This is a genomic window from Thalassospira indica (genome assembly GCF_003403095.1).
Classification (GTDB): domain Bacteria; phylum Pseudomonadota; class Alphaproteobacteria; order Rhodospirillales; family Thalassospiraceae; genus Thalassospira; species Thalassospira indica.
The window spans coordinates 2745010-2757634 of sequence record NZ_CP031555.1; the positions used below are offsets into that span (position 1 = coordinate 2745010).

A 12625-nucleotide genomic window follows, 5' to 3' on the forward strand; every position below is an offset into this window, starting at 1 on the left:
CACTTGAGTGATTATTTGTTTTCTTTCTTCACGTTGGCAGCAACCACCTGCCCCGCCTGGATCACCGTCAGGCCGCCTTCGTCGGCAGCACTTTCGATGCGGCGGCAATGGCCCTCGATATGGGCACCCGGCTCGATGGAAAGGCTTTCATGAAGAATGTCACCGATCATGCGGGCGGTATCGGAAAGGGAAACGTCCTTTGCCCGGACCTGACCGATAACAGTGCCGCAAATGCGGATTTTGTCGGCAACGATTTCGCCGCGGACTTCGCCGCTTTGACCGATGGTCAGGGTTCGTGTGCGAATATCGCCATTGACCGAACCATCAACCTGAACATCGGATTCCGAAATCAGATCACCCGTCACACGAAGATCGGCATTGATGACCGACAGGCCACCCTTTTTCTCAGTACCGTGTGAACCACTTTTATTCGTTGTTTGTGTCGTCTTGCTCGCTTTTGAAAACATAACGTCCCGCCTCAATAAATTTTACAGGATTGACCGGCTTATTATTGACCAGAACTTCATAATGCACATGGCTACCGGTACTGCGGCCCGTGCTTCCCATCAAGGCGATATGGTCCTGGTACTGCACTTCGTCGCCCTTCTTTACGAGGACCTTGTATAGGTGGCCATAACGGGTTCGAATACCGTTTCCGTGATCAACTTCGACCATCTTCCCGTATTTGCCACTCCATCCCGCATGCACCACTTTGCCCGGTGCGGTTGCAAGAATTGGTGTCTTGATCGGTCCGGCAAGATCAACACCGGAATGAAAAGCCCAGCGACCATTGATCGGGTCTTTTCGTTTACCGAACGAGCTCGATAGATAGTATTTCGCCGCCGGTTCCCCGATTGGCGTCTTCTTGATCCTGTCATGCAGGTTGGCAAGGTGATCCATGCGATCATTCAGCGCCAACGCCGTATTGACAAATTCCTCGTCCTGAGGGTGTTCAGGCTCAAACGCCACGAACGGACCACCAACGCCGGGCTGCTGCGGCTTCATCGGCGGCAAAACAAATGTTTCCGGCTGCAGGCCGGTCATTTCAAGCACATTCTCAAGCTCGAGAATGGTGGTGTCTGCCGTCTGGGCGACCCGCTGCATCGCTTGCTGCTGGATCGAATGAAGATCAGCGATCCGCTGACGCGCTTCGCTCAGTTCACCCTGAAGCTTTTTGGACCGCTGCAACGCCTGATCACGTTCGCGCATTACCCGCGACATCACGGTTTCCACGGTCTCAAGTTCATCGCGCAAAGCCAGGTTACGGTTGGTAATCCCGTCAATCTGCCCCTGCAGCGCATTCATCTGGTTATCCATCGACGTGCGAAGCGATGAAATCCGCACTTTCTCCTTCTCGCTATCGGCAAGCTTGGAGGTATAATCCTGTACCCGCGCTTGAAGCTGCAGGTTCTTTTCCGCCATCGACAACAGATTACGATGGGTATCTTCCATCTGGGATGTAATCTCGCCAAAGCGGCGCTGACTTTCGGTAACCCGGGCGATCAGACGGTTATAGGACAGCTCGCTTCTAAAAAGCTGCTCTTCACGCATTGTAAGGCGCTGATCAAGATACCAGCTATAACCTGTGACGCCGACCGTCCAGGTTATGGCTGCTGCCCCGAATGAGGCCAGTGCGACCTGCGCGTATTTTCCAAGCCGAAGCTGGTAAACGGAATCATTAGACCGGAGAAGCAACTGCCGATCCGGAAACCATTTATCCACCAACCGACGAATGCGTTCAAACGCCGACATATTCAGTGTCTAACCCCTAGTTGCCCGTATGCATCCCGGTTACCCCGGTTATGCAGAGTTTCTTTAGACCCCGCCTGAGACATTTTCGTCTTTTCTTTTACGCTACCTGTAACTCGGCCTGCAAGCAAGCCCGTTAACACACCCTTAAGAGTAAAATCTTCACCTTAGAGCGAAATGCTGTGTTACCTATGGCCATCTTCCACATCATATGCGTTTGCTGAGAATGGCGTTTTCCCGATTTATGATCACCTTTGCCGTAACCTGGTTTTATAGCGGCAAAAGCCCGAAGGCACCCGGTACGGCCGGATCGTTCGCCGCCCTGCCTTTTGGCTGGTTGATCTGGGCCTATGGCGGGAACACGGCATTGATCATCGCCAGCATCGCCGTTTTTGCCATCGGCATCTGGGTCGCCCATCTTTACAGCAACATGCTGGGCATCCATGACGCCGGCGAGATCGTCATTGACGAAGTGGTCGGTCAATGGATGTGTCTGCTTGTCGTGCCGCTTGGCGCTGTCTGGATGGATGCTGTGTGGCTGTTGATTGCCTTTTTGGCATTCCGCATATTTGACGTCATCAAGCCTTGGCCGATACGCTGGGTTGACCGGCGCGTGGGCGGCGGGTTTGGCATCATGTTTGATGATGTCCTGGCCGGCGTTTTTGCCATGATTGCGCTTGTCGGCGTTGTTTACCTGACTGGCGACCTGTCAGGCTCCTGACCAGTACCTGATGGACGGATGATCGTGATGATGAATGACCCTGATCTTCTAAATGCGGCAAGTGCCCTGATCGCGCGCTGCAAGGCCAAGGGCGAAATGATCGCCACGGCCGAATCCTGCACGGGTGGTCTGATCACCGGAACCCTGACCGGCGTTGATGGCAGCTCATCGGTGGTCGATTGCGGCTTTGTCACCTATTCGAACGAGGCCAAACACAGCCTGATCGGCGTTGGCAATGACTTGCTCGCCGAACATGGCGCGGTATCGGAACAGGTTGCACGTGCCATGTGCGAAGGTGCGCTTGATCGTGCGCCCAATGCCACCATCGCCGTTTCGGTCACCGGCATTGCCGGCCCGGGTGGCGGCACCGACACCAAACCGGTCGGGCTTGTTCATTTTGGCTGTGCAGCCAAGGGGCGTGAAACCATCACGACCCACACGGTCTTTCCCGGCGATCGCCATACCGTGCGCAAGGCAACAGTCCTTAAGGCCTTTGCCCTGATCGAAGAAATGCTGGATCGCTAGGACTGGGACTCAGGCCTGATTTTCCGATGTCGGCAAGTTCGGCTCGCCATACACTTCACGCGCCCGGGTTTCAAACGCACCGACCATCATCTTGACGGCTTCGTTAAACACAACGCCGATCATTTTTTGCAACAGGGCTGATCGAAACTCGAAATCAACAAAGAAATCAAGCGACGTGCCTCCGTCTTCATCCTCTTCAAACACCCAGTGATTGTTAAGGTACTTGAACGGCCCCTGCAGATATTCAACATCGACCCGATCCGGGCGCTGCAGGGTGACTTTCGATGTGTATTTCTCGCGAAACATCTTAAAGCCGATCACAAGATCCGCCTTAAGCACATTGCCTTCACGCTTGCGCACCCGCGATGCGACACACCACGGAAGGAACTCCGAATAGGAATCGATATCCGCGACAAGATCAAAGAGTTGTTCCGGCGTATAGGGCAGTTTCCTGCGCTCTGCATGCGTCGGCACGCGATATCTCCCTTGATCGTCGTGGTCTGTGGCTAAACGGGTGAAAGGATTACTGTGCCGCCGTTACGGTCTGTTCCGCCTTGGCTTTGGCGGCATCCGCAGCTGCCAGCTTCTTCTCGCGCGCTTCACGAAGCTGCTCGAAGTCGCGGTCCGCATGATAGCTCGACCGTGTTAGCGGCGTTGCTGACACCATCAAGAAGCCCTTGCCACGTGCCATCGATGCATATTCGTTGAATTCATCAGGTGTCACAAACTTGTGGACCGGCTCGTGCTTAAGGGTCGGCTGCAGATACTGGCCAATCGTCAGGAAGTCGACATCGGCCACACGCAGGTCATCCATCACCTGTGCCAGTTCCTTGCGCTCTTCACCCAGACCAACCATCAGGCCGGATTTGGTAAAGATCGTTGGGTCAATCTGTTTGACGCGATCAAGAATACGCAGCGACTGGTAATAGCGCGCACCCGGACGGATATTGGTATAGAGCCGCGGAACGGTTTCAAGATTGTGGTTGAACACGTCCGGACGGGCCTTGGCAACGATTTCAACCGCACCCGGCTTGTCACGGAAGTCCGGGGTCAGGATTTCAATAGTGGTTTCCGGCGACTTGTGACGGATCGCCTCAATCACACGGGCAAAATGCGCTGCCCCGCCATCGGCCAGATCATCACGGTCAACAGACGTGATCACAACATGCTTAAGCTGCATGTCGGCAACCGCCATCGCCAGGTTTTCCGGCTCGAACGGATCAAGCGCGTTCGGCATACCGGTTTTGACGTTACAGAACGAACATGCACGCGTGCAGGTATCGCCCATGATCATGAAGGATGCGTGTTTCTTCTGCCAGCATTCGCCGATATTCGGGCATGCGGCTTCTTCACACACGGTATGAAGGTTCAGGCCACGCGCAAGGTCGCGGGTTTCCTGATACCCCTTGGAGGTCGGAGCCTTGACCCTGATCCAGGACGGTTTGCGCCCCGATGGACGATCTGGCCGTTTCTGTTTTTCCGGGTGACGAACGGGTTTCTGTTCGCTGGGCGCCGTCGACATAGAGTTACCTCCGAAGGTTTGGACGGGCGGCAATTTGCCGCCACGCCGCGCATTTGTCAAACCGACATTCGTAAAAGGTGATCATACCGGGCATGTCCGCCCGGCACGACACAATATCTCAAGCTCTAGAAGTGGATCGCACGGCCATAGGCGTCAAGGACCGACTCATGCATCATTTCCGAAAGCGTCGGATGCGGGAAGACCGTATGCATCAGATCTTCCTCGGTCGTTTCAAGACCCATCGCAACCACAAAGCCCTGGATCAGCTCGGTCACTTCAGCACCAACCATGTGCGCACCAAGCAATTCACCGGTCTTGGCATCAAACACGGTCTTGACCAGACCTTCGGCCTCGCCAAGGGCAACTGCCTTGCCATTGCCAATGAACGGAAACTTGCCGACCTTGACTTCATAACCGGCATCTTTGGCCTTGGCTTCGGTCAGGCCGACACTTGCGACCTGCGGATGGCAATAGGTGCAACCCGGGATCTTGCGCGGATCAAGCGGATGAACGCCTTTGACACCGGCAATCTTTTCAATGCAGATGACACCTTCGTGCTCGGCCTTATGGGCCAGCATCGGCGGACCGGCAACGTCACCAATGGCATAGATGCCCGGTTCCGCAGTTGCCGAATACTCGTCGGTATCAATCACGTTGCGATCAACCTTGACCTTGGTGGTTTCAAGACCAAGACCTTCGGTATTGCCGATCACGCCAACGGCCGAAATCACGCGATCCACGGTCAATTCCTGTTTCTTGCCGTCCTTGGTTTCCACCGTGACGACAACGTTATCGGCATTGCGCTTAAGGTTCGCGACCTTGGCTTCGGTCAGGATCTTCATCCCGTCCTTGGTCATCATCTTCTGTGCCAGGCCTGCGACTTCCTTGTCTTCAACCGGCATGATCTGCGGCATGATTTCCACAACGGTCACATCCGCACCCATGGTGTGATAGAAGCTGGCAAACTCGATCCCGATGGCACCGGACCCCACCACAACAAGGCTTTTGGGCATCTTGTCAGGTGTCATCGCCTTTTTGTAATCCCAGACAACCTTGCCGTCGGCCTCAAGACCCGGCAGCGAACGGGCGCGCGCACCGGTCGCGATGATATAATTCTTCGCGGTATAGGTACCCTTGTCCTTGCCTTCGACCACGATCTTTTTCGGGCCGTCGAACTTGGCTTCACCGTTGATCACGGTCACCTTGTTCTTTTTCAGCAAATGACCAACACCACCGGCAAGCTGTTTGGATACACCGCGCGAACGCTGGATCACCGCATCCAGGTCAAAGGACGGCTTTTCACATGAAAGACCATAATCCTTTGCGTGGTGCATGTTGCGATAAACTTCGGCCGAACGCAGCAGCGCCTTGGTCGGGATGCAGCCCCAGTTCAGGCAAATACCGCCAACATGTTCACGTTCGACAACAGCCGTTTTCAGGCCAAGCTGGGCCGCACGGATTGCGGTTACATAACCACCCGGGCCTGCGCCAATCACGATTACGTCGAAATTGTTATCCGCCATCGTAGGATCTCCTTCGCCTGCCCATTAATGGTTACAGGTCTTTTAAATTCAAATGCTTGCGGGGACTTGTTAAAGCCCCCGCGCAACTTTGGACCCTAGAGCAACATGCTCAGCGGATCTTCAATAAGCTTTTTGAATTCGGCCATGAATTCCGCACCGACTGCGCCATCGACCGCGCGATGGTCAACAGAAAGGGTGCAGGTCATGACAGTGGCGATTGCCAGTGCACCGTCCTTGACGACCGGGCGCTGTTCACCCGCACCAACTGCAAGGATGCAGCCCTGCGGCGGATTGATAATCGCCGAGAAGTCCTTGATACCGAACATACCCAAGTTGGAGACCGAGAAGGTCCCGCCCTGATAATCTTCCGGCTTCAGCTTGCCGTCGCGTGCCTTGCCAGCCAGTGCCTTCATCTCGCTTGAGATTTCAGCAAGGCCTTTCGAACCGGCATCACGAACAACCGGCGTGATCAGGCCACCTTCGATGGCAACCGCCACCGAGATATCCTGTTTCTTGCACTGCAGGGTCGCCTTGTCGGTCCAGATGGAGTTCGCAGCCGGAACCTTTTTCAGCGCCAGCGAAACCGCACGGATGACGAAATCATTGACCGAAATCTTGACACCCTCGCCCGCCTTTTCATTGAGCTGCTTGCGGGTGGCCAACAGATTGTCGAGTTCGCAATCCACCGTCAGGTAGAAGTGCGGAACCTGCTGCTTGGATTCGGTCAGGCGACGCGCGATGGTTTTGCGCATGCCGCTGTTCGGGATTTCTTCGTATTCCGGAAGACCGGTAAGATCCGGGTTCCAGCCAGATGCGGCCGGTGCACTTGCTGCTGCCGGTGCATCTGCCGATTTCTTGTCTTCGGATGCGGCCGATTTTTCGGCCGGTTTCGACGACAGAGCCGCTTCGATGTCTCGTTTCACGATACGACCACGCGGGCCCGAACCGGAAACATCAGAAAGCTCGACACCTTCGTTGGCGGCAATTCGCCGCGCAAGCGGGCTTGCCTTGATGCGCTTCCCACCGGAAACCGGGGCAGCCGGTGCCGGCTTGTCGTCACCAGAAGCCGATTTTTCGGCTGCTGCTGGTGCTTTTTCCTCTTTGGCGTCGTCCTTGGCCGGCGCACTTTCACTGCCGCCAGACGTGCTAGCAGCAGACGTGTCCGCACCCTCAAGCGCGCTTTCGTCTTCGTCTTCTTCAAGCAGCAACGCGATAACTTCGTTTACCGCAACGTTTTCGCTGCCTTCAGAAACAAGGATTTTACCGATCTTGCCTTCGTCGACGGCTTCGACTTCCATTGTGGCTTTGTCGGTTTCGATTTCGGCGATGACGTCACCCGATTCAACGGTGTCGCCTTCCTTGACGTGCCATTTCGCCAAGGTGCCTTCGGTCATGGTCGGCGACAAGGCCGGCATCAATACTTTTACAGGCATGAACGCATTCTCCCGGTAACGGGGCGGCGCGGTGTAACCCGCGACCAGCCCCTGTCCGTCTTACTTAGCGATAGCAAACGGCCTTGGCCGCGGCGACGATGTGGCTGTCCTGCGGAAGCGCAAGCGCCTCCAGGTTGGCAGCATACGGCATCGGAACGTCTTCGCCGGTTACACGGGCAACCGGTGCATCGAGGTAATCAAATGCATGTTCCATCGCAACAGACGCGATTTCCGCACCAATACCCGAGAAGTGCCAGCCTTCCTCAACAGTCACCAGACGGTTGGTCTTCATGACCGAACGCACGATGGTGTTCACATCCAGCGGACGGATGGTGCGCAGGTTGATGACCTCTGCCGAGATGCCCTGCTCTGCCAGTTGCTCGGCCGCCTTAAGCGCCTTGCCCACCATGATCGAGAAGGCAACGATGGTGACATCGGTCCCTTCGCGTTCGATCTTGGCCTGACCAATCGGCAGGACGAAATCTTCGTCGTCAGGCACTTCAAAGCTCTGACCGTACATGATTTCGTTTTCAAGGAAGACAATCGGGTTCGGGTCACGAATAGCCGCCTTAAGAAGGCCTTTGGCGTCTGCGGCCGACCAGGGTGCAACAACCTTGAGACCCGGGCAATGTGCATACCAGGATGCATAGCACTGCGAGTGCTGGGCACCGACGCGCGATGCAGCACCGTTCGGGCCACGGAACACGATCGGGCAACCAAGCTGGCCACCGGACATGTACAGCGTCTTCGCAGCAGAGTTGATGATCTGGTCGATCGCCTGCATTGCGAAGTTAAAGGTCATGAATTCCAGAACCGGCTTAAGACCCATAAAGGCCGAACCGGTTGCAAGGCCGGTGAAACCATGCTCGGTGATCGGGGTATCGATCACGCGCTTGTCACCGAATTCATCCAAAAGACCCTGGGTAACCTTGTAGGCCCCCTGATACTGCGCAACTTCTTCACCCATGACGAAGACGTTTTCGTCAGAACGCATTTCTTCGGCCATTGCATCGCGCAGGGCTTCACGAACGGTCTGGGTTTTAAAGCTGGTATAGGTCTTTTCGTCCTGGGTCGCGTTCATCACGCTCATTGCGCGCGGCTCAGCGTCAGAACGTTCAATCGCACCACTGGCAGAAACCGGTGCGGCATTCGAAGATGCCGATGCCGGGGCTTTGTCAGAAGATTCTTCCTTGGAAGATTCTTCTTCTTTTGCCGGTGCGGCGTCTTTCTTGGGTTCAGAGGACGCAGAAACGTTATCAAGTGCGGACGCGTCTTCGTCTTCTTCAAGGATATAGGCAATCACTTGGTTGACCGCGACATTCTCGGTACCGGCTTCGATAACGAGCTTACCAATGGTGCCCTCATCTACGGCCTCGACTTCCATCGTGGCTTTGTCGGTTTCGATTTCTGCGATCACGTCACCGGATGCGACAGTGTCGCCTTCCTTGACGTTCCATTTGGCAAGTGTGCCTTCGGTCATGGTCGGCGACAGGGCCGGCATCAAAACTTCAATCGGCATTGTTCCCTCTCTCCCGGGAAATATCGTTCAAAAGCGGTTCGCAGAGCTTGCGATCACGCGTCGATCAGAATGTCGGTAAACAGTTCGGAAACATCCGGCTCCGGGCTGTTTTGCGCGAACTCGGCCGCTTTTGCGACTTCGGCTTTAACTTCCTTGTCGATGTCTTTCAGACCGGATTCATCAATGATGTCGCCGTCGATCAGGAGTTTTTTGACCATATCAATCGGATCGTGCTCTTTACGCATTTTGTCGAGCTCGTCCTTGGTACGGTATTTCGCCGGGTCGGACATGGAATGCCCGCGATAGCGATAGGTTTTCAGCTCAAGGATATAAGGCCCCTTGCCTGAACGGCAATGTTCCACAGCACGCTCACCAGCAGCCTTGACCGCCAGAACGTCCATGCCATCAACCTGTTCACCGGGAATGCCATAGGCCTTACCACGTTCATACAGATCCGGGCTCGACGAGTGACGCTGGGTCGAGGTGCCCATCGCATACTGGTTGTTCTCGATGCAGTAAATCACCGGAAGCTGCCAAAGGGCGGCCATGTTGAATGCTTCATAGACCTGGCCCTGGTTGACGGCACCGTCACCCAGATAGGTCATGCAAACCTTGTTTTCGCCACGGTATTTGTAGCTAAAGGCAATACCGGTTCCGAGCGGAACCTGCGCACCCACGATACCATGACCACCATAGAAATTCTTTTCCTTGGAGAACATGTGCATCGAGCCGCCTTTACCGCGGGAATACCCGCCTTCGCGGCCCGTCAGTTCGGCCATCACACCGGCGGCATCCATGCCGGTTGCAAGCATATGACCGTGATCGCGATAACTGGTGATAACACCATCTTCGTTCGATGCGGCGGCCTGCATGCCGACAACAACGGCTTCCTGCCCGATATAAAGGTGGCAGAAACCGCCAATGAGACCCATGCCATACAGCTGACCGGCTTTTTCTTCAAAGCGACGGATCAGAAGCATTTCACGGTAATATTTGAGGAGATCGTCACTGCTCGCCTGATTGTCGGCGCGCGTCGTGCCGCGTTTGCGTTTTGGTGTGGTCGCCATATTTCCTCCCGGTGGATGGCTATCGCTTAAGCATCATGTATGAGTGCTTAATTCGGTACTGGACCACCGAAATGACTACCGAAAACAGACCACAAGGGCAAGCAATCTAACTTCGATTAAACTGTTGTTTTGCAACGCACAATCACAAATAAACCTAATTTTAGTTAATCTTTGAGTTTACGCGTTTTTACAGAGTTGCAGGATTTTCAGCACCTTGGACGCCTGCTTTAAAACTCGTTCATTCCCCTGCGTCACAAATGCTATGCTTTCGCGGGGATAATACCGCATAGCAGCGCAAAACGGAAAACAACCGAAAGAATGCATTGTATATCAATGACCTCTACTTGGTTTGGCAAAATAGCGCCCTAAACCAGAAGTCAGTTTAAACAACGACTTACCCGTTTGCGATTATTGCTGAACACAATTCACAACCCAAAATTTCTGTCAAACTGTGATCTGGTCAACAGTACAGAGCCATTTTACGCAGAGAAATACGATTGTGCCGCCAGCGGATTCTTTCGTACCAGATCCCTCACCCACTTAAAGGCAGGCGTCGGGCATCAGGCATCAGGCTCAGTTGGCGTCGGCAGCCGCAGCCGCAGCCGTGATGACATCGCTGTAGCCATCATGGTGGAAGATGATCACATCGTCGGGATGGGCGGCATTCAGCATCGCACGTGCGCGCTCATCAAGCAGATCCGGATCAAGGTGGCTGGCACGCAGCGAAAGCACATGCTGTTCAAGCAACTTGCGGCGCTCGGTCGTTTCTTCAAGAACCTGGGTGATCTGGCTGACGCGGTCTTGCATCGACCAGTAATTCAAAAGCCCGCGTTCGCCTTCGACGCTATGGAAGATGAAATACGCCATCACGGTAAATGCAATTACCGGTGCGACAGCCTGTTTCAGGCGAAGAATGACCGGTGAACTGGACGACATTTACCTTATGCCCCTTGCACATCTGTGCGACGTGATGACCAAATATATCGTTCCGGCCACATAACGTAAAAACCACATACGTTATTTCGCTTGTCTGACAATGATTTACCATCGGACAAGTCGGGAAAACCGGCAAGATTACCCGTAACCATGCGCATATTCGGGTAAAAATAGAGTTAAGCAATCTGCGCAAAGCTGCGCGATTACGCTCAATTCACTAATCCTGATATTCGAATTTATCACTTGGCGCCCATACAAAACAGGCCGCCTCCGGATCGGGAAGCGGCCTGTTACGCAGTCGAAATATCAGCAGCCCTTACTTCAGGATCGAACGACCCGGGAAGTGTGCACCAGCATCAAGAAGTTCCTCGATGCGGATCAGCTGATTGTATTTTGCCATACGGTCAGAACGCGACAGCGAACCGGTTTTGATCTGACCACAGTTGGTGGCAACCGCCAGATCGGCAATGGTCGCATCTTCGGTTTCGCCCGAACGGTGCGACATCACAGCCGTGTAACCGGCACGATGTGCCATCTCGACGGCTTCCAGCGTTTCCGACAGTGTGCCGATCTGGTTGACCTTGACGAGGATCGAGTTGGCAACGCCCTTCTTGATGCCATCTGCCAGACGTTTCGGATTGGTGACAAACAGGTCATCACCGACAAGCTGGGTCTTGGCGCCGATGGCGGCCGTCAATTCGGCCCAGCCATCCCAGTCATCTTCGGCCATGCCGTCTTCGATCGAGAAGATCGGGTATTTGCCAACAAGGTCGGCCCAGTACTTGACCATCTCGCTCGGGTCAAGCGACTTGCCCTCACCGGCCAGAACGTATTTGCCGTCCTTGAAGAACTCGGTCGATGCCGCGTCAAGCGCCAGCACCACGTCTTCTTCCGGCCGATAGCCAGCAGCTTCGATCGATTTCATGACATAGCTGAGGGCAGCCTCGGTCGATGCGATGTTCGGCGCAAAGCCGCCCTCGTCACCGACATTGGTGTTCAGACCATCTGCCGACAAAGCCTTTTTCAGGTTGTGGAAGATTTCCGCACCCATGCGAATGGCATCCGAACCGGTTTCTGCCGAAACCGGCATCACCATGAATTCCTGCACATCAATCGGGTTGTCGGCATGCTCGCCACCATTGATGATATTCATCATCGGCACCGGCAGCGTGCGGGCAAAGGACCCACCAACATAACGATACAGCGGCAGACCGGCGTCTTCGGCTGCGGCCTTGGCATTGGCAAGCGACACACCAAGAATGGCATTTGCGCCCAGGCGACCTTTGTTTTCGGTGCCATCAAGCTCGATCATGGCGTTATCGATGGCAAGCTGGTCTTCGGCATCCATGCCCGCCAGCGCTTCAAAGATTTCACCGTTCACAGATGCGACCGCTTTGGTCACACCCTTGCCGAGATAGCGGTCTTCCTTGTCACGCAGTTCAACGGCTTCGTGCGCACCGGTAGATGCGCCCGACGGAACGGCAGCACGACCAAAGGCGCCATTTTCCAGGGTGACATCAACCTCGACCGTCGGGTTACCACGGCTGTCAAGGATTTCGCGGCCGCGAATATCGATAATAGCGGTCATGACAGAAACGTTCTCCTCACTGGTAGGAACCATACCTGTTTG

Annotated in this window: 12 protein-coding genes; 2 read left to right on the forward strand and 10 right to left on the reverse strand. The window is 54.8% G+C overall.

Features of this window, described 5'->3' with window-relative positions:
- Nucleotides 1-11: 11 nt before the first annotated feature.
- Together DY252_RS13010 and DY252_RS13015 are read right to left on the reverse strand one after the other, a co-directional pair.
- Complete coding sequence (locus tag DY252_RS13010; protein ID WP_064789134.1) at nucleotides 12-467, reverse strand: bactofilin family protein; 456 nt, start codon at nucleotides 465-467, stop codon at nucleotides 12-14.
- Complete coding sequence (locus DY252_RS13015) at nucleotides 427-1752, reverse strand: M23 family metallopeptidase (protein WP_064789133.1); 1326 nt, start codon at nucleotides 1750-1752, stop codon at nucleotides 427-429. The genes DY252_RS13010 and DY252_RS13015 overlap by 41 nt, the downstream gene beginning before the upstream one ends.
- Before the next feature lie 223 nt (nucleotides 1753-1975).
- Between DY252_RS13015 and DY252_RS13020 the strand changes: the two genes are divergently transcribed.
- Both DY252_RS13020 and DY252_RS13025 read left to right on the forward strand, forming a co-directional pair.
- Entirely contained in the window at nucleotides 1976-2470 is a 495-nt protein-coding gene (locus tag DY252_RS13020) for a phosphatidylglycerophosphatase A family protein (RefSeq protein WP_064789132.1), read from the forward strand.
- 30 nt (nucleotides 2471-2500) lie between these two features.
- Nucleotides 2501-2995 (forward strand): CinA family protein, encoded by a 495-nt coding sequence (locus tag DY252_RS13025; RefSeq protein ID WP_197482581.1) that lies wholly within the window; start codon nucleotides 2501-2503, stop codon nucleotides 2993-2995.
- A gap of 9 nt (nucleotides 2996-3004) precedes the next feature.
- Here the strand turns inward: DY252_RS13025 and DY252_RS13030 are convergent, their stop codons facing one another.
- The 8 genes from DY252_RS13030 to eno all read right to left on the reverse strand — a co-directional run bounded on the left by DY252_RS13030 (nucleotide 3005) and on the right by eno (nucleotide 12583).
- A complete protein-coding gene (locus tag DY252_RS13030; RefSeq protein ID WP_008891166.1) occupies nucleotides 3005-3469 on the reverse strand; it encodes a type II toxin-antitoxin system RatA family toxin in 465 nt (154 codons plus the stop codon).
- Between the two features lie 49 nt (nucleotides 3470-3518).
- Nucleotides 3519-4517, reverse strand: coding sequence for a lipoyl synthase (gene lipA, locus DY252_RS13035; RefSeq protein ID WP_008891167.1), 999 nt, complete (start codon nucleotides 4515-4517; stop codon nucleotides 3519-3521).
- A gap of 125 nt (nucleotides 4518-4642) precedes the next feature.
- Nucleotides 4643-6040 carry a dihydrolipoyl dehydrogenase gene (gene lpdA, locus DY252_RS13040; protein ID WP_064789131.1) on the reverse strand — a complete coding sequence of 466 codons (1398 nt, stop codon included), beginning with the start codon at nucleotides 6038-6040 and terminating at the stop codon, nucleotides 4643-4645.
- A gap of 95 nt (nucleotides 6041-6135) precedes the next feature.
- Nucleotides 6136-7473, reverse strand: a complete 1338-nt coding sequence (locus DY252_RS13045) for a pyruvate dehydrogenase complex dihydrolipoamide acetyltransferase (RefSeq protein ID WP_064789130.1) — start codon at nucleotides 7471-7473, stop codon at nucleotides 6136-6138.
- A 64-nt stretch (nucleotides 7474-7537) separates the two neighbouring features.
- A complete protein-coding gene (locus tag DY252_RS13050) occupies nucleotides 7538-8992 on the reverse strand; it encodes a pyruvate dehydrogenase complex E1 component subunit beta (protein ID WP_008891170.1) in 1455 nt (484 codons plus the stop codon).
- 53 nt (nucleotides 8993-9045) lie between these two features.
- Nucleotides 9046-10059 (reverse strand): pyruvate dehydrogenase (acetyl-transferring) E1 component subunit alpha, encoded by a 1014-nt coding sequence (gene pdhA, locus DY252_RS13055; protein ID WP_064781473.1) that lies wholly within the window; start codon nucleotides 10057-10059, stop codon nucleotides 9046-9048.
- 573 nt (nucleotides 10060-10632) lie between these two features.
- Nucleotides 10633-10995 (reverse strand): FtsB family cell division protein, encoded by a 363-nt coding sequence (locus tag DY252_RS13060; protein ID WP_082923499.1) that lies wholly within the window; start codon nucleotides 10993-10995, stop codon nucleotides 10633-10635.
- Between the two features lie 316 nt (nucleotides 10996-11311).
- Nucleotides 11312-12583: a phosphopyruvate hydratase gene (gene eno / locus DY252_RS13065; protein ID WP_064789129.1), complete on the reverse strand. Its 1272-nt coding sequence runs from the start codon at nucleotides 12581-12583 to the stop codon at nucleotides 11312-11314.
- Between the last annotated feature and the right edge of the window lie 42 nt (nucleotides 12584-12625).

Excerpts from the sequence above, each read along its gene's own strand:
- DY252_RS13025 (WP_197482581.1), top strand. The coding sequence starts at position 2,501 with ATGAATGACCCTGATCTTCTAAATGCGGCAAGTGCCCTGATCGCGCGC.
- eno (WP_064789129.1), bottom strand. The coding sequence starts at position 12,583 with ATGACCGCTATTATCGATATTCGCGGCCGCGAAATCCTTGACAGCCGT.
- DY252_RS13015 (WP_064789133.1), bottom strand. The coding sequence starts at position 1,752 with ATGTCGGCGTTTGAACGCATTCGTCGGTTGGTGGATAAATGGTTTCCG.
- pdhA (WP_064781473.1), bottom strand. The coding sequence starts at position 10,059 with ATGGCGACCACACCAAAACGCAAACGCGGCACGACGCGCGCCGACAAT.
- DY252_RS13050 (WP_008891170.1), bottom strand. The coding sequence starts at position 8,992 with ATGCCGATTGAAGTTTTGATGCCGGCCCTGTCGCCGACCATGACCGAA.
- lpdA (WP_064789131.1), bottom strand. The coding sequence starts at position 6,040 with ATGGCGGATAACAATTTCGACGTAATCGTGATTGGCGCAGGCCCGGGT.
- DY252_RS13010 (WP_064789134.1), bottom strand. The coding sequence starts at position 467 with ATGTTTTCAAAAGCGAGCAAGACGACACAAACAACGAATAAAAGTGGT.
- DY252_RS13060 (WP_082923499.1), bottom strand. The coding sequence starts at position 10,995 with ATGTCGTCCAGTTCACCGGTCATTCTTCGCCTGAAACAGGCTGTCGCA.
- DY252_RS13020 (WP_064789132.1), top strand. The coding sequence starts at position 1,976 with ATGGCGTTTTCCCGATTTATGATCACCTTTGCCGTAACCTGGTTTTAT.
- lipA (WP_008891167.1), bottom strand. The coding sequence starts at position 4,517 with ATGTCGACGGCGCCCAGCGAACAGAAACCCGTTCGTCACCCGGAAAAA.
- DY252_RS13045 (WP_064789130.1), bottom strand. The coding sequence starts at position 7,473 with ATGCCTGTAAAAGTATTGATGCCGGCCTTGTCGCCGACCATGACCGAA.